The 21,070-nt window shown below is 62.8% G+C and carries 21 protein-coding genes and 2 pseudogenes; 14 read left to right on the top strand and 9 right to left on the bottom strand.

The window, feature by feature from the left end; translation table 11 throughout:
- Positions 1-95: 95 nt before the first annotated feature.
- From tnpC to ACVJNE_RS23015, 4 genes and pseudogenes are all read right to left on the bottom strand, one after another.
- Positions 96-1,523, bottom strand: a pseudogene (tnpC, locus tag ACVJNE_RS23030) (IS66 family transposase); the annotation flags it as partial.
- Positions 1,524-1,593: 70 nt separating this feature from the next.
- Positions 1,594-1,938 (bottom strand): IS66 family insertion sequence element accessory protein TnpB, encoded by a 345-nt coding sequence (tnpB, locus tag ACVJNE_RS23025; protein ID WP_028032973.1) that lies wholly within the window; start codon positions 1,936-1,938, stop codon positions 1,594-1,596.
- On the bottom strand, positions 1,935-2,354 hold the full coding sequence (locus tag ACVJNE_RS23020; RefSeq protein ID WP_499569079.1) for a transposase: 420 nt from the start codon (positions 2,352-2,354) through the stop codon (positions 1,935-1,937). Before ACVJNE_RS23020 ends, tnpB begins: the two co-directional genes overlap by 4 nt.
- A gap of 132 nt (positions 2,355-2,486) precedes the next feature.
- Complete coding sequence (locus ACVJNE_RS23015) at positions 2,487-2,918, bottom strand: nucleotidyl transferase AbiEii/AbiGii toxin family protein (protein ID WP_499569078.1); 432 nt, start codon at positions 2,916-2,918, stop codon at positions 2,487-2,489.
- A gap of 792 nt (positions 2,919-3,710) precedes the next feature.
- On the opposite strand from ACVJNE_RS23015, the gene ACVJNE_RS23010 reads away from it, so the two are divergent.
- The 6 genes from ACVJNE_RS23010 to ACVJNE_RS22985 are packed head-to-tail and all read left to right on the top strand — an operon-like array spanning position 3,711 to position 8,668.
- Complete coding sequence (locus ACVJNE_RS23010; RefSeq protein WP_499569077.1) at positions 3,711-4,718, top strand: proline racemase family protein; 1,008 nt, start codon at positions 3,711-3,713, stop codon at positions 4,716-4,718.
- Between the two features lie 51 nt (positions 4,719-4,769).
- The gene (locus ACVJNE_RS23005; protein ID WP_499569076.1) at positions 4,770-5,435 is read left to right on the top strand and encodes an amino acid ABC transporter permease; all 666 of its coding nucleotides are present in this window, start codon (positions 4,770-4,772) and stop codon (positions 5,433-5,435) included.
- A gap of 4 nt (positions 5,436-5,439) precedes the next feature.
- Entirely contained in the window at positions 5,440-6,210 is a 771-nt protein-coding gene (locus ACVJNE_RS23000; protein WP_499569075.1) for an amino acid ABC transporter ATP-binding protein, read from the top strand.
- Positions 6,211-6,221: 11 nt separating this feature from the next.
- Positions 6,222-6,404 (top strand): hypothetical protein, encoded by a 183-nt coding sequence (locus tag ACVJNE_RS22995; RefSeq protein WP_499569074.1) that lies wholly within the window; start codon positions 6,222-6,224, stop codon positions 6,402-6,404.
- Positions 6,401-7,771 carry an amidase gene (locus tag ACVJNE_RS22990; RefSeq protein WP_499569073.1) on the top strand — a complete coding sequence of 457 codons (1,371 nt, stop codon included), beginning with the start codon at positions 6,401-6,403 and terminating at the stop codon, positions 7,769-7,771. Before ACVJNE_RS22995 ends, ACVJNE_RS22990 begins: the two co-directional genes overlap by 4 nt.
- An 18-nt stretch (positions 7,772-7,789) precedes the next feature.
- A complete protein-coding gene (locus tag ACVJNE_RS22985; RefSeq protein WP_379015231.1) occupies positions 7,790-8,668 on the top strand; it encodes a transporter substrate-binding domain-containing protein in 879 nt (292 codons plus the stop codon).
- Between the two features lie 7 nt (positions 8,669-8,675).
- On the opposite strand, the gene ACVJNE_RS22980 is transcribed toward ACVJNE_RS22985, so the two are convergent.
- The 5 genes from ACVJNE_RS22980 to ACVJNE_RS22960 form a co-directional block, all read right to left on the bottom strand.
- Complete coding sequence (locus ACVJNE_RS22980) at positions 8,676-9,599, bottom strand: LysR family transcriptional regulator (protein ID WP_499569072.1); 924 nt, start codon at positions 9,597-9,599, stop codon at positions 8,676-8,678.
- A 188-nt stretch (positions 9,600-9,787) separates the two neighbouring features.
- Complete coding sequence (locus tag ACVJNE_RS22975; RefSeq protein ID WP_499569071.1) at positions 9,788-10,879, bottom strand: LacI family DNA-binding transcriptional regulator; 1,092 nt, start codon at positions 10,877-10,879, stop codon at positions 9,788-9,790.
- A gap of 64 nt (positions 10,880-10,943) precedes the next feature.
- On the bottom strand, positions 10,944-11,879 hold the full coding sequence (locus ACVJNE_RS22970) for an ornithine cyclodeaminase (RefSeq protein ID WP_499569070.1): 936 nt from the start codon (positions 11,877-11,879) through the stop codon (positions 10,944-10,946).
- 30 nt (positions 11,880-11,909) lie between these two features.
- Positions 11,910-12,617, bottom strand: coding sequence for a GntR family transcriptional regulator (locus ACVJNE_RS22965; RefSeq protein WP_499569069.1), 708 nt, complete (start codon positions 12,615-12,617; stop codon positions 11,910-11,912).
- A 4-nt stretch (positions 12,618-12,621) separates the two neighbouring features.
- Positions 12,622-13,626 carry an SIS domain-containing protein gene (locus ACVJNE_RS22960; protein WP_499569068.1) on the bottom strand — a complete coding sequence of 335 codons (1,005 nt, stop codon included), beginning with the start codon at positions 13,624-13,626 and terminating at the stop codon, positions 12,622-12,624.
- 128 nt (positions 13,627-13,754) lie between these two features.
- Here ACVJNE_RS22960 and ACVJNE_RS22955 point away from each other — a divergent pair, with 128 nt between their 5' ends.
- The 8 genes and pseudogenes from ACVJNE_RS22955 (at position 13,755) to ACVJNE_RS22920 (ending at position 20,766) form a co-directional block, all read left to right on the top strand.
- A complete protein-coding gene (locus ACVJNE_RS22955; protein ID WP_499569067.1) occupies positions 13,755-14,663 on the top strand; it encodes a PfkB family carbohydrate kinase in 909 nt (302 codons plus the stop codon).
- Positions 14,664-14,773: 110 nt separating this feature from the next.
- Positions 14,774-15,781: a TRAP transporter substrate-binding protein DctP gene (dctP, locus tag ACVJNE_RS22950; protein ID WP_499569066.1), complete on the top strand. Its 1,008-nt coding sequence runs from the start codon at positions 14,774-14,776 to the stop codon at positions 15,779-15,781.
- Positions 15,782-15,851: 70 nt separating this feature from the next.
- Positions 15,852-16,322, top strand: a complete 471-nt coding sequence (locus ACVJNE_RS22945) for a TRAP transporter small permease (protein ID WP_499569065.1) — start codon at positions 15,852-15,854, stop codon at positions 16,320-16,322.
- The gene (locus tag ACVJNE_RS22940) at positions 16,319-17,593 is read left to right on the top strand and encodes a TRAP transporter large permease (protein ID WP_499569064.1); all 1,275 of its coding nucleotides are present in this window, start codon (positions 16,319-16,321) and stop codon (positions 17,591-17,593) included. The genes ACVJNE_RS22945 and ACVJNE_RS22940 overlap by 4 nt, the downstream gene beginning before the upstream one ends.
- Before the next feature lie 12 nt (positions 17,594-17,605).
- Positions 17,606-18,460, top strand: coding sequence for an NAD(P)/FAD-dependent oxidoreductase (locus ACVJNE_RS22935; RefSeq protein ID WP_499569063.1), 855 nt, complete (start codon positions 17,606-17,608; stop codon positions 18,458-18,460).
- A 32-nt stretch (positions 18,461-18,492) separates the two neighbouring features.
- Positions 18,493-18,885: a hypothetical protein gene (locus ACVJNE_RS22930; protein ID WP_499569062.1), complete on the top strand. Its 393-nt coding sequence runs from the start codon at positions 18,493-18,495 to the stop codon at positions 18,883-18,885.
- A gap of 151 nt (positions 18,886-19,036) precedes the next feature.
- Entirely contained in the window at positions 19,037-19,855 is an 819-nt protein-coding gene (locus ACVJNE_RS22925) for a type IV toxin-antitoxin system AbiEi family antitoxin domain-containing protein (RefSeq protein ID WP_499569061.1), read from the top strand.
- Positions 19,833-20,766: pseudogene (locus ACVJNE_RS22920) on the top strand (nucleotidyl transferase AbiEii/AbiGii toxin family protein). Before ACVJNE_RS22925 ends, ACVJNE_RS22920 begins: the two are co-directional and overlap by 23 nt.
- The last annotated feature ends 304 nt before the right edge of the window (positions 20,767-21,070 follow it).

Raw genomic sequence — 21,070 nt, 5'->3', positions numbered from 1 at the left:
CCTCGAGCGCCTCGCCAACGGCTGGCCTGACAGCCGTATCGACGACCTCATGCCCTGGAACTACCAGCCCTGAACGGCTTCGGCTGCTCGCTTACTGTGATGGCCTGGGGCCGGATAGCCCGCTCGACGGCATTGGAGTCGATATCGAGGCGACCATCGTCCAGGAAGCGCTCGAGAGCCTCGCGGCGGCTCCTGGCATAGCGGATCGCCTCGGCGAGTTTCGACTTGCCGGAGATGCGGCTCAATTCCTTTTCCCAGAACAGCCAGAGATCGGCGATGATGGCGGCCGACTGCTCCTGTCGCGCGGCCCGGCGATCCGCAGGTCTCTGCCCGCGAATGCGCTCCTCGACCTTCCATAGCTCGGCCATCCGCTCAACGGTTTCGCTGGCCACATGCGAGACGCCGGACACGTGCAGTTCGTAGAACTTGCGCCTCAGATGCGACCAGCAGGCAGCCAACGTCAGTGGGCCATCGGCACGCCTGGCATCGGCGAGACGGTTGTAGGCTCCCCATCCATCGACCTGGAGCAATCCGGTGTAGCCGGCGAGATGGCGCTCTACGTTCTCGCCGCCGCGGCTGTCCTCGAACCGATAGGCCACCATAGGCGGCGCCTGGCCGCCAAAAGGTCCATCGTCGCGCGCATAGGTCCACAACCAGGCCGTCTTCGTCTTGCCCGATCCCGGCGACAAGGTCGGCAGCGTCGTCTCGTCGGCATAGACCCGCTCGCCCTCCTTGATCAGCGCCAGGACACGTTCGGCGAGCGGAGCGAGATGGAAGCCGACATGCCCCATCCAGTTGGCCATGGTGTTGCGGCTGATCTCGACGCCATCGCGGGCATAGATGCCTTCCTGGCGATAGAGCGGCAGGCCATCGGCATATTTGGAGACGGCGACATGGGCGAGCAACGCATCGCTCGGCACCCCGGCCTCGACGATGTGAGCGGGAGCCGGCGCCTGACTGACACCCTCCTTGCACTGGGCGCAGCCATATTTGGGGCGGCGGGTGACGATCACGCGGAACTTCGCCGGCGTCACGTCGAGGCGTTCCGAGACGTCCTCGCCGATCCTGACCGGTTGGCAGCCGCCGCAGGCGCAGGCGACGGTCTCGGGCTCGATGACGATCTCCACGCGCTCAAGATGCGCCGGGAACGCCTTGCGCGGACGAGCTTCGCGCTGCCTGCGCTCGCCAGCCGGCCTGGTCGCCGCGAGTTCGGCCTCGATCATGCCAAGACCGGTCTGGACCTCGTCGAAGGCGAAGGCCTGCTGGTCGCCGTCGAGCTTCTCGGAGCTGCGGCCGAAGCGGGCGCGCTCCAGCTGCTTGATGATCATGTGCAGATTGGCAATCCGCTCCTCGGCGCGCTCGTTGATCGCGGCCATGCGGACGATCTCGGCTTTGAGGGTGGCGGTTTCGGACTGGAGTTGCCCCGCCTGTGATTGCAGCTCATCCTCCCGGGCCGCAGCAGCGATCAGCATCGCTTTCAGCGTGTCGATATCGTCGGGAAGAGCCGAAGCATGGCGCGTCATGACCTCGAGACAAGCACATCCGGGCCTATTCCGGCACCGGTTTTTGCTGCCTGAGTCACTTCGCCACGGGCTATCCTGCTGAGGTCGGGCGGCGTCTTCGTTCAGCCCGCACGCGCGTCCAGTCCATGCCCTCCACCAGCGCCATCAGTTGCGGCGGGGCTAGGCGGATCACCCCGTTCTCCACTCGCGGCCAGCGGAACTTGTCCTCGTCCAGACGCTTGGCGAACAGGCAAAGCCCGGACCCATCCCACCACACGATCTTCACCCTGTCGGCCCGCTTGGCCCGGAAGACGTAGAGCGCGCCGGAGAACGGATCGGCGCCGGTGTCGCGCACCAGTGCCGCCAGGCCGTCCGGGCCTTTCCTGAAGTCGACCGGGCGCGTCGCCACATAGACCTTGGCTCCCGCTGGGATCATGCCGATCGCAACGCACGGATCGCCTCGACCAGAAGGCTTGACGACACATTGGCAACCACGCGGATGGTCGCATCGCCGATGACGATCTCCAGGCGGCCCACGCGATCATCTTCGCCATGCGCCACCTCCACCGTCGCAAAGCTTTGCGCCTCCGCCAGCGGCCGTTCCGGCAACATAGCAATGGCGCCTGAACGGATCGCCTTGCGCCGCCATGCAAACACCTGCTGCGGGCTCACGTCATGCGCACGGGCAACCGCCGAGACATTCGCTCCCGGCGTCATCGCCTCTTCCAGTATCCGAGCCTTCGCGTCGTCCGACCAGCGACGGCGAGGGACAGCAGGGCTGGCATCAAGGCGGTCCGGCACCGCCTCGATGACTGCAAACGTTCCGTGTCTGGACTTGGGTGCAGACTGCAAACAAACCTCCCGCGAGAATCATCACGAGAGTGTCGCTGCCTTCATCAACCCGCGAAACACGGGGTCAGCTTGGCGCTTACGTTCATGGACCAGGGCGCCATTGTTGAGCGCGCAGCGCCGGAGCCGCTTTTCTCAAGACCGGGACATCGACGTGCAAGCGAGTAACTGAACACATTGCATAACCGAATTCATCCTCCACCACATCTGACACCGGATGCATCTCAGGATCATGCTCGACGCCGCGAATGACAGGCGAGGTCTCGATCTTGATCTCGCACTGCCCAGACGAGCGAGAATGCGGATGGTACCGCCTACCCCACCGTGGGTGCGTTGCATCTTCGCGCCGGTTATACTGTCCTCGATAGCGGCCGCGATGCCATTCATTGCCTCGTTGATTTCAACGAGGCTCTCATGGCGATCCTTGATCGGCACGTAGGTGAGATCGATATCGACTGACAGGCGGGGCACATCACGGTAGAACAGGTTGATCGGCGTGCCGCCCTTGAGTGCGAATACCTTTTCCTTCGCGACATGCGGGAGTTGGCGTCTCGTAGGCGATGCCACGCGCCGTCAGCCATGGCGCATCGACCACATACCCGGAGGGCACTGCATCAAGGACTTGCTTCAGGTTTTGTGTTCGTTCGGTGGCCATGACGCTTATGACGGCATTTTTCAAAGGATGCGGCATAAGCTCTTTAAAAAACGCTCAGATCGAGCGCTCTAGGCACCTTAAGCAGGGATTTTTCAAGGACAGCTTGGAGCGTACCCGCAGGCCGGGACATGTCGAGCTAGGTCGCAAAGATCGACGCATCTCCCCGACATGTCGATCAGATGACACGGGTCGCCGATATCTCGCCGCCCCGCCGACCGTATGACCAAAGAGGATACTCTGTGTGCTGCGATGCCATGTCGCTCACGGTTCAACGCCGCCCTTAACCAAAGGCCCCTTGTCGCTGCACAACCCGTCGAAGCGACCCGTTGTTGTGAATGCAGCATTCCCAGCATTCCAATGTACGCCATCGTTGGTGGACGGGACGGCGCGGACGTGGAATGGCCGGGCCTCACTGGAGCGCGTGGAAAATTAGGGGGAGAGTTGGATCTCACATTACGGCCGAAGAACCGCGATTGACCAGCCCACCGGCATTGGTCCTTTGCCGCACGCCGTATCCGCGATCAACTGTGCTTTAGCATAGCTCCTGTTAAGCTTATCCATGCGCTACACGCATGACCTTATCGCAATTGGCCATTTTCCCGATCACTCGGCGGCCGGTAGTCTTGTCTCCAAGGACATATGACGAGCCGCGTAGTCGATGTTGACCTCGTAAGGCTTGCTGGGGATTTGGAGTTATTTTTCTAATGTTTGCACGAAATGTCGTCACCTGCGTCGACCACCATCATGGCCAGGCGTCGCGAACAATTCTCTCCGGCTATCCGGCCATTCGCGGCACAACCATGCGCGAGAAGGCGGACTACTACATCGCGAACATGTCCTGGCTGCATGAATCGATGCTGCGCGAGCCGCGCGGCCATCGCAACATGCTGGGCGCCGTGCTCACCGACCCTGTCAGCGACGAAGCCGCCTACGGCGTTATCTTCCTGCATCCATCGGGCATGTTCGACGGGTGTGGCGACAGCACGTTCGCCACTGCCGCGGCCTTGATCGAACTGGGCATGGTTCCCGCAACCGAGCCGGTAACACGGTTTTCGCTCGATACGGTCCTGGGGCCACTTGAGATCGAGGCCGACGTGACAGACGGCATTGTTCGCCAAGTGCGTTTCCGCAACGTCCCATCCTACCATGTCGGCGACTTCGAGGTCGCACTGCCCGACGGCCGCACCATCGGTATAGAAATGGCCTTCGGCGGGCTGTTCTACGGCTTCGTCGACGCCGCATCGGCCGGCATCGAGCTTTCCCAGAAGGTCGAGCGGGAGATCGTCAGCACCGCGCAGGCGCTGTGGGAAGCGATCGGCGAAACGACCGCTCTGGCAGACCCCGCCACAGGCAAGCCGGTGCCTGTGGACCTGTTCACTTTCGTGCAGCGGCAGGAGGCCGATCGCGGCAGTAGCTATCTGGCCGCAAACGTCTACCGGCCAGGCCGGATGGGCCGCACGCCGTCCGGCACCGGCAGCAGCGCCCATTTGGCGCTCCGCGTCGCCAAGGGCATTCACGACCCGGACGAGCCTTTCGTGCAGCACAGCTTGCTGGGCACTCACTTCACCGGCACGGCCACACGCTCGACGCTGCCAAACGGCCATCCCTGCGTCGTGCCGAGCATCGGCACCAAATCCTTCATGATGGGCATGAACCAGTTCGTGATCGATCCGGCGGACCCCTTCGCCCACGGTTTCATCGTCGAGTCCTGACGCCGACGCCAGGCCGGCGACACGTGCCTCCAATCCGATGAAGGTTTGTCCATGACGTATGCTTGGGACTTCAACGTCATCTACACCTATCGCGAGGTGCTCCTCGTCGGTCTCGGCAACACTTTGCTTTACACGTTCGCCTGTATCGTCGGCGGCCTGCTCGTCGGTTTGCTGGCGGCATTCGGCAGGCTGTCGCCGTTGATGATCGTGCGGTGGCCAACGCAGCTTGTGGTCGAAATCTTCCGCTGCACGCCTCTGCTCGTCATCCTCATATGGTTCTACTATGCCCTGCCCGCCTTGTTGGGCGTCCAGATATCGGCGCTCACGGCAGGCCTGCTCGCACTCTCCCTTTATGGCGGCTCATTCTACGGCGAGATTATCCGCGCCGGCATTATCTCGATCGACATCGGCCAGCGCGAAGCCGCCCAGGCGCTGGGCATGCGGCGCGGCGACGCCATGCGTCGGATCATCTTGCCTCAGGCTCTGCGCCGCATGGTGCCGCCCCTGATGAACCAGTCCATCCTGCAATTGAAGAACACATCGCTGGTTTCCGTCCTGGCGCTGCCTGACCTGATTTACCAGGGACAGCTCGTCACGCATGAGACCTACCGGCCGCTGGAAGTCTACACCACGGTGGCGATCGTCTACTTCGCGATCCTTTTCCCCGCGACGCTGCTGGTGCAGCGCCTCGAGCGTCGTTTCGACACGAAAGCCTGAACCCATGTCGAAGACGCCCGGCGATCCCATCATTGAAATCTGCGGCCTCAGCAAGGCCTTCGGCTCGCTGCAGGTGCTACGCGACATCAACCTGTCCATCCCGCGCGGCGATGTCGTGGCACTGATCGGCCCGTCCGGCTCCGGCAAGTCGACGCTGTTGCGCTGTCTAAACCTGCTGGTGGTGCCGGACGGCGGAAGCGTTTCGGTCAATGGGCGCAGCTTCACCTTCGGAATCGGGCAGAGGCTACCCGGTGACCGCTCGCTTTCGCAGTTTCGCGCACGCACCGGCATGGTGTTTCAGCATTTCAATCTGTTCCCGCACATGACGGTAATCGAGAACGTCATGGAAGGGCCGCTAACCGTCCTCAGGCGACCGCGGGACGAAACACGGGCAAATGCTATCGCATTGCTGGAAAAAGTAGGTCTCTCAGACAAGGCGGATTCACCGCCTTCGCGCCTTTCCGGAGGCCAGAAACAGCGCGTGGCGATTGCCCGAGCGCTCGCCATGAAGCCCGATGTAATGCTGTTCGACGAAGTAACCTCCGCGCTTGATCCGGAACTGGTGGGCGAGGTGCTCTCGGTGATGCGCGAACTCGCAAGGGAGGGCATGACCATGATCATCGTCACGCACGAGATCGCCTTTGCCCGCGACGTCGGCGACCGGGTGGTCTTCATGCGCGACGGCGTCATCGTCGAGAACGGGACGCCCGAGCAGGTTATCAGCAACCCGACCAATGCCTCCACCAAGGCATTCCTGTCCCACTTTCACCGATAGGCGCGCGAACCATGGCCTGCGACTTTCCGGACGCTGATCCCGCCATTCTCGAGCTGCTCGATACGGTACTGCCTGACGAAGCATCGGAAACGGAACGAGCCGATTTTGCCCGAGGATTGACGCTGCTCGCCGACTTGCTGGGCGAGATTGAGGCCGGTGCCGACGCCCTCATCCCGTCGGGTGAGCAGCGATGAAGGTCCAGGCTGAGCAGGACGCGCGTTCCTACAGCGAGGGTGCTGCCGTAGCACTCGCCGCAAATACGACGACAGTCGTTGAACTGGTCGAGGATCATCTGGCGCATATCGCCCGCCACGACGGCACAGTGTCCGCGTTCATCCACGTTATGGCTGACGAAGCCGGGCAGCAGGCTGCGATGCTCGATGCGCTTGATCCAGACAGTCGCGGTCCGCTCCACGGTATGGTCCTGTCGGTCAAGGACATCATCGACGTCGCCGGCACCCCAACGACCTGTGGATCGCATAGCCGCCTCGACAGGCGGGCAGAATGTGATGCGCCCCTCGTCGAGCGCCTGCGTAAAGCCGGAGCCGTCATCATCGGCAAGGCCAACTGCCATGAATTCGCCTTTGGCGGACCGGCATTCGACCTGCCCTTTCCGCCCGCGCGCAATCCGTGGGACAGCGATCTGTTTCCCGGCGGCTCCTCCAGCGGCTCGGGCGTATCCGTGGCTGCGGCGTTCTGTCATGCCTCGATCGGCTCGGACACGGCAGGCTCAATCCGGCTGCCAAGCAGCCATTGCGGCATCGTCGGCCTGAAATGCAGCAGGGACAGCGTGCCGCTCGACGGCGTCACCCCCTTGAGCCCGTCGCTGGATTCCGTCGGCCCCATGGCCCGCTCGGTGGCGGATTGCGCGGCGATCTACGAGGCCATGGCCAGCAAAGAAGCCACTTCGACAAACGCAGACAGCCCCCCTGTGCTTGCCGTGCCCGAACGAGCATGGATGGCTCGCCTCGAGTGTGAGCCGGATGTCGTTGCGGCATATCAGAAAGCCTGCGACGCCTTCCGGGCTGGCGGCTTCGAACTCCGCACGGTATCGATGCCGCCTCTCCCGGCGATCCACGCAGCCAGCGCCGTGGTTATGATGCGCGAGGTCGCCGATCTCTACGCAGACGAGGTTCGAGGGCACTACTCAGGCTTCGGCGAGATGTTCCGCAACCGCGTTCTTCTCGGTGAGAAGATCACCGACCGACATTATCGGATGGCGCTTGCGCAATGCGAGGACTTCGCAGGCCAGCTCGAGGCGACTCTGTCCGGGACCGGCGGGATGCTGTTGCCCGCCTATCCTGTCGGCCCTGCTCCGCTGGCGGCTGTCGACAAGTTCTACTTCCTTGCCAGACCCAATCTCAACGCAATCGCCAACTGTGCCGGCATGCCGACTTTGTCGCTGCCGGTGCTGCGCGACGCCGCACGCCGTCCGCTGGGCATCCAGCTCATGGCAGCGCGTGGAACCGAGTCCGGCCTGCTGACGGTCGGCGAACGCCTCGAACGGCTTCTCGCCTACCCTCATCAGATTCCGTTCGCAGAAGGCCGTAACGGCCATTAAGAAGAAAGGGGAATGAAAATGAGCAAAGACAGTTTCGACCATCACGTCTCGCGCCGGCGGCTCGTGCAACTTGCCGCAGCGGGTTCGCTGGCCGCCACCACACTAGGCGCCAGCGGCGGTTCTGCCGCAGCCCAGGATGCCTCTGCCGGCTCCACGCTTGCCCGCATCCGCGCCGCCGGCAAAATGCGTGTCGCCGCGTTGGTGGGCGAGCCACCCTACTTCGCCAAGAGCGCGCTGACCGGGGAATGGGCCGGGGCATGCGTGGACATGGCCAACGACATCGCCAAGCTGCTCGAGGTCGAAATCGAGTTCGTGGATTCGACCTACGGCAATTCGGTTATCCAGTTACAGACCGACAAAGTCGATATAGCTATGTCGCTGACGCCCACTCCCGTCCGCTCACTGTCGATCAACTTCTCCAAGTCGTATTTCCTGCATGGATACGGGCTGGTCGCGCCGGATTCGCTCAAGGTCTCGACCTGGGCGGAGCTGAACAATCCCGATATTCGCGTTGCCGTCGACCTTGGCTCGACGCAGGAAATGGCCGCAAGACGCTTCGCGCCAAAGGCCAATATTACGGCTTTCGCGACAAGAGACGAGGTTATGCTGGCCCTGCAAACGGGGCGCGTGGACTGCGCCGTCTTCGCCGCTCTGCTTGGCATGACCGCCGTGAAAAAGAACCCTGCCATCGGCAAGTTCTCGATGCTGACAGAGCCAGTCATTGGCCTGCCGGCATGTCTGGCGATCCCCAAGGAAGACAATCAGGACTGGAAGACGTTCCTCGACGTTTGGGTGGAATACAACCGCGGCATCGGACAGGTGACCGAATGGCTCACCAACGGCATGAAACTCGCCGGCGTCGAACCCGACGACATCCCGTCCGACGTGAAGCTTTGAAGCTTCGCTAGAGGGTCTTCCACTGGGTCTCGAGAGAGATCTGCGTGGTGATCCACGTATAGAAGCTTTCAGTCACATGGTTCTGCGGTTCGTGATCGGGAACCACGAGATGATAGCTGGCCTGGGTGGGAAGCTGGTGGTCCGAAAGGATGACCAGCTCTCCGCCGGCCAATTCGTCTTCCAGAAGGTATTTTGGTGCAAGCGCCACGCCAAGGCCAGCGACAGCCGCGCTGATAAGTGACGAGATGTGCTCCAAACGATGACCCAGGCCGGCGGGTTCGGCATCCAGGACATGCTCGAACCAGAGTGTCCAGTCGCGCGCGCGCGTCGACAGGTGCAGCAGCGGCGCACGCGCAATCACCTCAGCCCCAGACAGGCCCGCAAGATCCGGCTGGCGCAACAGCACGGGACTGGCCACAGGCACAACCACCTCGCTGAACAGGTATCGACAGGTCGCCTTCGGCCAGATCGGCGTTCCATAGTGGATCGCCGCATCCAGCGCATGCTCGGCCAGATCGAACGGACCATCGCGGGTCGCGAGGTTGAGCGAGATGCCCGGATGCAACGCCAGGAAACTCGACAGGCGCGGTATCAGCCAGCGAGAGCCGAAGGTCGGCAATACGGCGATGCTGAAAATTGACGTCGCGTTAGCCGCCGTCACCGTCTGGATGACCAGTTCCTCGGCGTGTTGAAGCAATCGCAACGCCTGCGGCCGGAATTTGCGACCCGCTGCCGAAAGCTCGATGCGCCGGCGTACGCGGTTGAACAGGACGACCCCGAGCTGGCTTTCCAGCTCCTGGATTTGCCGGCTAACCGCGCTTTGCGTGAGGTTGAGCTCCTGTGCGGCGAGCGTCACGCTCTGGTGGCGCGCCGCGCACTCGAACGCCTGCAGCCTCTCGATGTTGGGCAGCATGCGCCTGCTGAATTTCATCGTAGCTCAGTCTCGGGGCTTGATTGCATGGCATCGACAAAACGGCTTGCAGGCCCGGTTTGCAACCCGGTAGCCGCTATTTTGCGGTGCGGAACGCAACGGCGAAGCCACACGGCAGCTCCCGGTCGGCCCACTTTGCTGAGGGGGCTCTGAATTGATGCTGAGGCAATCGGTGTGTAATCGACCCATTATGAAACCAAGGCAATGGATCCGCGCTCGATAAAGTCCGCGCGCATCATGACCGCCCGGGCAGGCGCTTGCCCCCCCTCAATGCGCTCCAGAAGCATGGTTGCCGCCGTCTCGCCCATCGAGAGGCGCGGTTGGGCCATGGTGGAAATGCCTGGCGACAGAAAGCTCATCCATTCCAGATCGTCGAAACAGACGAGCGAGACTTCTCTCGGGACAGAAAGACCGGCGGCGGAGATTGCGCCCATGACGCCTTCCGACATGGTGCCATCCGTGGAGAATACCGCGGAGGGCCGGTCGGAGCGACCAAGCAACTCACGCGCGACAGCCTGTGCGGCCTCTGCCGAATATGCACCCACGCGCCGGACCAGCGATGCGTCGATCGCCAGTCCCGTTTGCCGGTGCGCGCGCAGATATCCGAGCAAACGCTGCCAGCTCGGAAAGAGCGTGTCGGTGGACAAAACTTCACCTGCGAGGCCGCGCTGCAGGAAGGCGTCGAGCCCGCCTTCCTGGTACTCCATCATTTCGCCGACCAGGCCGATACGGCGGTGACCGGCGGAAATCAGGGCGGAGACGGCACGTTCGGATGCCGCGATGTTGTCGATGGCGACCCGATCAACTTCCAGTCCAGCCACGCTGCGGTCGAGCAGAACGAGCGGCAGGCCGGCTGCCTGAAGGTCGCGCAGATGGCGCGAATTGCGTGTGTCGCAAGGCGAGACAATCAACCCGTCGACCTGTTTTTCCATCAGCAGGTTGACCGCGCGGATTTCCTTGTCGAGGTTTTCGTCGGAGTTGACGATCAGCAGTCCGAAATCGCGACTTTCCACAACGTCGGAGATGCCGCGCAGGATCGAAGCGTAGAACGGGTTCTGGATGTCGCCGGCGACCACGCCGATGGTACGCGTCTTGCCCGTTATGAGGCTGCGCGCGAGCGCGTTAGTGCGATAGCCGAGCTTGCGGGCCGCCTGAAGCACCTGCTCGCGCGTTTCTTCCTTCGTATAGCCGTAGCGACCGAGGACGCGGCCGGCGGTCGCCGTCGACACGCCGGCTAGGCGGGCAACATCCGCTATCGTCGCCTTGGACTTCTTTGCCACCGTCTATCGCTCCCTATTGTCGCTTGATGGCAGGATACGCTCCTGGGCGGCGCCTTTTTTTGCGTCACGCCGCTTCATTCAGGGCGATCGCCGTGAAGACGTCGAGATGGGCGCCACCGACATTCTTGAAGATGGTGATTTCGTCGGGCGACCGCCGTCCCTTCACCTTGCCTTGCGCGAGATCGAAATGGTCGCCGGCAATTGCGTCTGCATGCAAAACCCCGGAGGCGAGCGCGGGTCCCAGATCGCCGGTATTTTCCATGCCGCGCCGTGTATCGACGAAGACGCGGCCACGCCTCAGTGCGGCCTCGTCGGTCTCGCGCAGGCTCGTCATGTATGCGCCGACGAGGTCGAGATGAGTGCCGGGCTTCAGGAGCGTGCCCTTGACCAGCGTGCGGTCGGACATGGTCACGCAGGTAATGATGTCGGCCTGTTCAACTGCCGCATCGATGGCGATCACAGCCTGCGCATCCACGCCATCTGCCCGCAGGCCTCCTGCAACCGCTTCGGCCTTGGGGGCGGTGCGGTTCCAGACCAGAACGCGCTTCAGTGACGGTCGCGCGGCCATGTGCGCGGCGGCAAAGTGCGGCGCGAGCGCGCCCGCGCCCACGACCAGCAGAACCTCGGCGTTCTCCCGAGCAAGGAGTGATGCGCCGAATGCCGAGTCGCCGGCGGTCTTGCGCGCCGTCATCGCAGCGCCATCAGCCACCAGAAGCGGCGCGCCGGTCGTCCCGTCGAACATGGCGACCAGCCCCTGCACGTTGGGCTGGGGCGGCGACAGCTTTTCGTTACCCGGGAACACGCCGACCATCTTGACCGCGACGGGGCCGCCCGGCACCCAGCCCGGCAGGGTGATGAACTGGTTGCCGCTGCCGGCAGGATCGTCCTGCACCATCACGTCGGAGACGGGCATTGCGCCGCGGTGGGCCTGTGACAGGGCCGTGATCAGATAGGACCAGGGCAAGGCAGCATGCACCGCGGCGGCGTCGAAGACTTTCATGGGCATTTCCTTTTAGCGCTTCGGCGTGGCTCAGTTCTTCATGGTCAGCGTGACGAGACGGCACGGGGTTACAGTCTGCGACAGGGCAAGGGGAATGCCATCGCCACCAAGCACCAGCTTTTCGATCCGGTAGACCGGCTCGGTCGGGGACACGCCAAGCAGATCCGCCTGCGCGCTTCGCGCAAAGCCTACGTCGATCAGTCGTTCGGCCCCGGCGGGCACGATGCCGTAGACGCTACGCAAGGTGGCGAAGAAGCTTTTTCCCGCCGCTACGGGATCGAGCGCTTGAGCGAAGCGCGTGGCGTCGAAGTGCAGCGATTCCAGTGTCATCGGCCTGTCGTTCATCTCGAGCAGCCGCACGAAGCGAATCAGCCGCGATGCTGCGAGCCGGGAGGCGATGGCCGGCGCGTCCGCATCGTCCTCGCGCTCGATGATGCGGTGACCGGCCTTGTGTCCCTGCCCTTCCATCACATCGGAGAAGCCCGACAGCGAGATGGTTTGTTGCAACTTGCGCGGCGCGACCAGAGTGCCCCTGCCCTGCTGGCGCACAAGCAGGCCTTCCGCGCACAGTTCGCCCACCGCGCGGCGCAACGTTATGCGACTGACGCCGTAGGTGGCGCACAGCTCGAGTTCTGGAGGCAGGAAGCTTCCCTCTGCAAGACGGCCGGCCTCGATCTCGGACAGGATCTTTCGCCGGACCTGTTCGTAGAGCGGCAAAAGGCCGTCTTGCACCATCATGACCTCAGTAGTCGGTGAGCTTCTTCATGTAGCGGCGGCCCTCCAACATGACCTGCTGGCGGAAACCGGCCACCTTATAGATGAAGCGCCACAACGTGTCGAAGAAGATGAGCGGCACGACATTGCCCTGAAAGCGCGGGTCGATGCCTGTCAGGTCGAGTTTCTCCGCATCCAGCACCAGCACGTTCGCGGCCTTTCCAAAGCGGTGCAGGAACGTTTCGGCGCGCTCGTCTAGCGCGCGGGTCGAATCGAGCCCCTTCATCAGGACAAAGCAGCGCGTCTCGTCCAGCACCTCGAACGGGCCGTGGAAGAACTCATTGGAGTGGATCGCCTGACTGTTGATCCACTGCATCTCCATGAGCACGCAGATGGCGAAGGAATAGGCCGCGCCGTAGCTCGCGCCCGACGCCATGGTGTAGACGACGTCCTGCTTCGCGAAGTGCTCCGCATAGCGGTCCCACAGCGGGTCATAGGCTACTTGCGCGCGGTCGATGGCAGCCTGCAGGTTATACAGACTGTCGATCAGTGGTTCGGTCAGGTCCTCGCCGCCAGTGGCGGCCACGAGGCCCATGACGATCTGGTAGATGATAGAATAATTGCTGTCGCGAGCGTCGATCGGCACGCCGGTCGTATAGGGTGCCTCGAACTTGACGGGATAGTCGACGGCGGTGCCGAGCGGCGAATCGGGCTCCACCGTGAGGCCGATCGTAACCGCCCCCTTCTCCCGCGCGAATTTCGCGGCAGCCGTCGTTTCCTTCGTCGTCCCGGTCATCGAGCACAGCACGACCAATGTGCCCGGCCCAAGGCGTTTCGGCGCACGGGCGACGAACTCGGCAGCATTGTAGACGTCCGAAGGCAATGCCCCGTGCTGGTCGAGCATGAATTTTGCCGGATGCATGATCGACAGCGATCCGCCGCACGCCACGAAGAAGACATGACGGAGCGCAGCAGCATCGATGGCCGAAAGCGCAGCCGAGACTGCTGGATGGAAGCGGTCTGGAAGGGGCATTTTCTATCACCTTTCGAATATGACGACATAAGACATATTAATTTCATCGCTCGGGTGTCAAGCTGGCCGTTGACAAGCCATGCGATTTTCTGCGAACGTTCTCACATTGCCACAAAGATGAAAACCAGATGTCACAGACTGTCCCGAGAATCCTCGCCTTCGGCGATAATGTGGTGGACTGCTACCGCGACCAAAAGCGCATGTTCCCGGGCGGCAACTGCGTGAACCACGCCGTATTCGCTCGGCGCTTCGGTGCAGAGACTGCCTATGCGGGTGCCGTTTCAGACGATGCCGCCGGCCGCGCCATCCGCGACGCGTTCCTGGCCGAAGGTGTGGAAACTTCGTTGCTGCGTTTCCTGCCGGGGCAGACGGCCTTTTGCGTGATCGCGACGCAAGGCGGTGAGCGCGTCTTCGTCGGGGCCAATCTGGGTGTCTCGATCATCGCGCCTTCGCCCGCTGATCTTGCCTGGATGAAGACGGCGGATGCCGTCCATACCGGGCGTTCAAGTCATGTCGATGCGTGGCTGGCGCATTTTGCATCGTTGACCCGCGTATCATACGATTTCGCCACGATCCGCGATGAGGATCGCATCGCAGCCGTCGCCCCCCATTGCTTCCTGGCGGGATTTTCAGGTGGAGGAATGACCCGCGAGGACGCGCGATCACTTGCAGCCACCGCGCTGAACCACGGGGCGCGGTGGGCGGTTATCACGCGCGGTCGCGACGGCGCGCTGCTGGCGGGACCGGACGGCATCTTTGAGGCTCGGGCCGTGCCGGTGCAACCGGTGGACACGCTCGGCGCAGGTGACACCTTCATCGCCTGCACGCTCGTCGGCCTGCTGCGTAACGATCCGCCGGAGGCGATCTTGCGGTCGGCCGGCGAAGCTGCCGCGCAAACATGTCTGTCGTCAGGTGCCTTCGGCTACGACGCACCGATGATGGTAGACCTTTCGTCCGCGCTCACGATTGAAGAGATATACGCCCGAACCAGACCCGTGCCCGGCCCCGAGGTCGAGCCGGCGGCGGCAGGCGTATGAGAAAAGGGGAAAGAAAACGTTCTCATAAACACGCTCCCTTTTCATTCTGGAACTGCCGGCAACAACCAGCCGGGGCCACTATGGGATCAACCCGAACAGGAGGACTCGCAATGAACCAAATCACTCAATCCCTGCGGCGGCTGGCCGCCGCTGCGACCGTGACAACGATGCTGACAGGCCTGTCGGATGCGGCCTTGGCGCAGGAGCTGACAATCCGCATTGCCACCGTGAATGCGCCCACGAGCGAATCCTGGAAAGGAGTCATGGCGACCGCCGAACGTGTGACCGCACGCACCGAGGGCCGCGTGAAGTTCGAGGGCTTCCCGTCAGGCCAACTCGGCACGACTACTGATTCCATCGAACAGGCCAGCCAGGGTCTGCCGGTCATGACATTCACCTCGGCGTCGTTCCTGTCCAGTTTCGGCGTGCCGGAACTGTCGATCGTGGAGGGGCCGTTCGTCGTTTCCAACACTGATGAGGCGGAAAACCTCGCATTTTCCGACCTGATGCAGGGCTACTATGACAGCCTCGCCGAAACGGCCGGCATCCGTGTCGTCGCCCTAAACTGGTTCGACGGCCCGCGCCATATGATCGGCAATGCAGGCTATCCTTCGCCTGAGGACCTGCAAGGTGTGCGCATGCGCGTGCCGCCGGTGGAGACCTGGTTGAAGACATTCGAGCCTCTGGGCGTGGTCGCGACGACCGTCGAGGCGGCCGAAGTCTATTCGGCGCTGTCGCAAGGGGTCGTCACCGCGGCAGAAAGCCCGCTTACCGGCCTGCGCGCTTCCGGATGGCCGGAAGTCGCCAAGGAGATTACACTGACGGGTCACTTCAACCTGTTCACTGGCTGGGTGATGAGCGAGGCCGCTTTCCAGCAGATCGGCGAGGACGACCGCGCCATCCTGCTGGAAGAGTTCCGCAAGGGTGGCCAGGACCTGACCGAGATTTCCGCCAATCTGGAAACCGAGATCCGCAAGGAGTTCGAGGCGTCGGGCGTATCCTTCCACGAAGCGGATCTGGATGCCTATCGCAAAGCGACCGCGAGCTTTTACACGAGCTTCCCGGACTGGCCGGAAGGGCTCTATGATCAGGTTCGGGCCGCGGCGGCCGGCAACTGATGGCATCGGCCGGGCAGATTGTGAGGGTCTGCCCGGTTCTTCCCTGAGACCGGAGGAGGCGGTTGAAGTGATGAAAGCGTTGCGTGCGCTGTTGGATTTTCTGGGCATGACCTTGCCCGCGCTGTTGCTTGCGGCGTTGGTGTCGGTCGTCATGGCCGATGTGGTTGCGCGCAACTTCTTCGCCATGTCGATCATGTGGGCGCAGGAGATGGCTGTGATCCTGCTGGCCGCGACTGTGTGGCTCGGCCTGTCCGGAGCGGCCATGCAGGGCCAGCTGTTCGGAATTTCTCTTTTCGTCGACAGGCTGCCTGAGCGCGCTGCTACCTATGCAAAGCTTGTCGCCGATCTCCTTGTGCTGCTTATCGCGGCGCAGGTGATCCGCGCGGCGTTTGCCCAGATATCGACGGCGCGATTCACCACCTTTCTCACACTCGGCTGGCCGAAATGGATCATGGCCGCAATTCTGGCTGCGGGAATGGGCCTCGTCATCGTCGGCCGCCTGATGCAGATCACCGATCGTCTCCGGAAACAGCGCCCGTGACCGTCGTCGCCATCGTTTTCGTTGCTCTGCTCGTTCTCGGGCTGCCCGTCGGCTTCGTGATGCTTGGCGCATCGATGGCCTATTTCGCCATCAATCCGATGATGACGAGCCTGGTCGCGCAGCGCATGTCGTCGGGCCTCGAATCCTTTCCCCTCCTGGCTATCCCGCTGTTCATCGTGGCCGGCGCGGCCATGGCGCGCGGCGGCATCGCCGACCGGCTATACGCCTTCTGCGAGACGCTGGTGGGCCACTGGCGCGGCGGGTTGGCGCAGATCGCCGTGTTGAATTCCGTCTTCATGGGCGCAATGTCGGGATCTGCCAATGCCGATGCGGCCATCGATGCGCGCACGATCGTGCCGGTGATGCGCGCGCGCGGCTATTCGAACGCATACGGATCGGTGGTGAGTGCGGCTTCCTCCATCATCGCTCCGATCATGCCGCCGAGCATCGCATTGATCGTCTATGGGCTCCTGACCAACACCTCGATCGGCCGGCTTTTCGTCGGCGGCGTCGTGCCGGCCTTCGTGATCGCCGTCGCGCTGATGCTGACCGTGCGCTGGACGGCAAGGCGCATGGACCTTGCTCCCGCACGCGAGACCCGTGCGCGACCGCGCGAGATGATGAAGAACGCGCGCGCTGCGCTGTGGGCACTGGCGATGCCGGTGATGCTGCTGTTCGGCTTGCGCAGCGGCTGGTTCACGCCGACGGAACTGGGGGCTGTCGCAGCCGTCTACGCTTTTTTCGTCGGCGTGCTGGTATATCGCGGGCTGACTTTCCGCGAGACGCTGTCGCTGTTTTCCGAATCGGCCGTCACCACGGCCGGCGTGCTGTTCATCATCGCTTCCGCCTCGGTGTTCTCGCTGATCCTCAGTCTTGAACAGGTCCCGCAACAGCTCATCACAGCGTTGCTTTCGATCTCCGAGAACAAATACGTGGTGCTGCTGGTCATCAACATCGCTCTGCTGCTCCTCGGCACCGTGTTCGAGGGATTGGCCATCATCGTCATTCTCGGACCGCTGCTGGTGCAGGTGGCGCAAGGCCTGGGCGTCGACCCGGTGCATCTGGGCGTGGTGCTGGTGTTCAACACCGCCATCGGCTCGCTGACGCCACCGGTCGGAACCGTGATGTTCACCGTCTGCTCGATCACCCGCTGTTCGGTGGAAGATTTCACACGGGCCTTCCTGCCCTTCCTCGCCGCTGCAATCGGGGTGTTGTTGCTGCTCACCTACGTTCCGGCGCTGGTGACCTTTCTTCCCAATCTGTTCTTTTGAAGGAGGAACATCGTGACGGGTAGAGCAGACGGTAATCTGTGGCGTGCCAGCAGCGCGGTGCACGTCGAAGCGCCGCCGCTGACGGCGGATGCGGATGCCGACCTCGTCATCATAGGTGGTGGGTTCACCGGGAACGCGGCAGCCCTTGAGGCGGCGCGGCGCGGCGCTTCGGTCATCGTGCTCGAGGCGGAGACGGTCGGCCATGGTGGCTCGGGCCGCAATGTCGGGCTTGTCAACGCCGGCCTGTGGTTGCCCCCGCACGACGTGGTGGCACAGATTGGTCAGGAGGCGGGCCAGAAGCTGATTGGTCTACTGGCCGATGCACCAAGGCTGGTCTGGTCGCTGATCGAGCGCGAGAATATAGACTGCGAAGCGACACCGAACGGTACGCTGCATCTGGCGCATTCGCCCGCGGGCTTGCGCAATCTGGAAGAGCGGCATCGCCAGGGCGTGGAACTGGGAGCGCCTGTCCAGCTAGTCGACGCGGCCGAAACCGCGCGACGCACAGGCAGCCGCGCATTCCACGGCTCACTCTTCGATCCGCGCGCCGGCACCATTCAGCCGCTGTCCTATGCGCGCGGCCTTGCATGCGCCGCGATCCGCGCCGGCGCCCGCTTGCATGAACAAACCGCGGTTAAGCGCGTCGAACGCATCGGCGACCGCTGGCAGGTCACAGCCAACGGTCACACGGTCAGGGCCAGATCGTTGCTTCTGGCCACCAATGCGTACTTCAAGGGCATCGACATCGCCGTTCGGCCGCAATTCGTTGCCGTCAACTATTGCCAATTCGCGACCGCTCCCATGCCGAAGCCACTGCGTGCTGAGATTCTTTCCGGGGGGAAGGCTGCTGGGATACCGCGCTGGTGATGTCGTCTTTCCGGACAGACAGGGAGGGGCGGATGATCCTGGGCGGCATCGGCGATGCCGGAGGGCGGGGCGCTGCGGTCCATGCCGGCTGGGCCCGTCGCAAGCTGCGGCAGGTATACCCGCAATTGGCAGGGCTTTCCTTCGAGTATTCCTGGCACGGGCGCATTGCCATGACCAGCGATCACATTCCCAAGATCGTCAGGCTTGGCCCTTCGGCCTATGCCTGCTTCGGTTATTCCGGGCGCGGCATCGGCCCGGGAACCGTATTCGGCACGCGCGTAGCCGCTTCACTGCCGGACGGATGCGAGAACGGCCTGCCGGTGGCACCCGTCGACAACCATCGGGAGCGATTGGCAGCCATGCGCGCTGTGTATTACGAAAGCGGCGCGGTGTTGGTCCACGCATCAATCGGCGGAGACGCGTAGCCTTTTTCGCGCGGGCCCTGTGCTCCGTGCCACTCGAACGCGCCATAGTTCACTTTAACAACTTGATTATCTGTGTATCCACAGTACCCCTAATCTGATTTCTTCAAAGTGACCGTGGCGACCTCTTTGAATATGTGCTATAATGTGTACTATGAGTGCACAACGGGAAGAAAAGCTTAAGAGCGTGCTGGAAGCTGTCCCTGCCGGCTTCCTCGTGGATGCACGCTGGCTGGAGGCGCACGGGGTCAGTCGCTTTCTCACCCGCCGCTATATAGACAGCGGCTGGCTGGAGCGGCTGGAACGCGGCGTGTTCCGCCGTCCCGCGCCCCAGCCAACACCGCTCGACTGGCAAAGCGCCATCCTTTCGCTCCAGCACATAATGAATTATCAGCTCCATGTCGGCGGCATATCCGCCCTCGGCCTTCAGGGCTATCGCCACTATCTTCCCCTCGGCGCACCGCCCCCCGTCTGGCTCTATGGCGACGACACGCCGCCTTGGCTAAACCGCCTGAAACTCGACGCAGAACTGAAAAGCCGTCCTCTGTCGCTCCTCGGCGACCCGGCGCTCGGCCTGACAGAGAACAAGTCTGGCAGCAGCACGACACTGCCTTGGGGTTGGGCGCTGCGCCTGTCCTCACCCGAGCGCGCGATCCTCGAAGCGCTGGACGAGTTGCCGGAACAGGAGAGCTTCCACAATCTCGACATGGTGTTCGAAGGGCTGACGACGATGCGACCCCGCCAACTTACGGCGCTGCTGCACAGCTGCCGCACGATCAAGGTAAGACGCCTGTTCTTCGTCTTCGCTGACCGCCACAAGCACGCCTGGCGCGAGCGTCTCAACCCGGAGGATTTCAATCTCGGCACGGGCGACCGCGCCCTGATGAAGGGCGGCAAAATCCATCCGCGCTACCGCATCATGGTCCCCCCGGAATTTGCCCTCACGACAGATGGAGCGACCGATGTCCCGTGACGCCTATGCCGCACAGGTCTCGCTGCTGGTTCGCCTGCTGCCCTTCATCGCAGACGAACCGGTGTTTGCCCTCAAAGGCGGAACCGCCATCAACCTGTTCTACCGCGACATGCCACGCCTGTCGGTCGATATCGACCTTGACCTACCTGCCGGTCAAAGACCGCGCAGAAAGCCTCGCCGAGATCAACGAAACGCTGGACCGGATCAAGAATTCCGCCAATGAAGGCATCCCACGCCTTCAGGCGCAACGCATCGAGGGCGGTGGTGGCGGCGCCACCCGCATCCGCGCCCGGCTGGACGGCGCGGAAGTAAAGATCGAGACCTCGCCCGTCACCCGTGGTGTGGTCCATGACCCGGAGCGCAGGGGCGTCTCTCCGGCCGTCGAGGACGAGTTCGGCTACGCCGCTATCAACGCCGTCTCCTTCGAAGATTTGTTCAGTGGCAAGCTCCATGCAGCTGTCGACCGCCAGCATCCCCGCGACCTGTTCGATGTGAAGCTGCTTTACGAAAATGAAGGGTTGACCGACGCGCTGTTCCGCACCTTCCTGGTCTATGTGGCCAGCTCCCCGCGCCCCGCGCATGAATTGCTGTCACCGAGCCTGAGCGCTCTCGCCGAGCCCTTCGCCAGGGAATTCATCGGCATGACGACCATCCCGATTACCCTCGTTGAGCTTGTCGCCACCCGCGACCAACTGATCGCTGATATCCGCAACCGCCTTGACGACACCACGCGGCAATTCCTGCTGAGCCTGCATGACGGCGCTCCGGATTTCACCGCCATCGGCGTGCCGAAGGCGCAAACCCTGCCGGCCGTGCGCTGGAAGCTTCTCAATCTCAAGAAGCTCAAGGACGAGAACCCCGCCAAGCACGAAGCGCTACGGGCGGAACTGGAAAATCTCTTCGGCGGCTAGGCGCGGGAGACCACCACCAGGGACCGGGTTTGCCTCGTCTTGGTCAGCAAACAGCTTCGTCGTAGCCAGCATCCGCAATATCTCTGGAGTCGCGGTTTCGGTGCTGGCTCCTGGCTGGGCCAGCACAACCTCAAAAGCGACCTTTGCGCACCGGGCCTTATCCTTGATGTAAGAGAGCAGCTTCATATCGCCCCTATGGCATGCGGCGGATGCGAAGACGAACGGCCAGGCTAGAATTCGTCCTCAGAGAAGTGGCGCACGGGTGACCCGCGCACCGGAATCCTCCCGCGCCATGATGCCGAAG

It is taken from the genome of Mesorhizobium sp. DxT (genome assembly GCF_058448885.1).
This window is presented reverse-complemented; position numbering and strand designations above follow the sequence as displayed.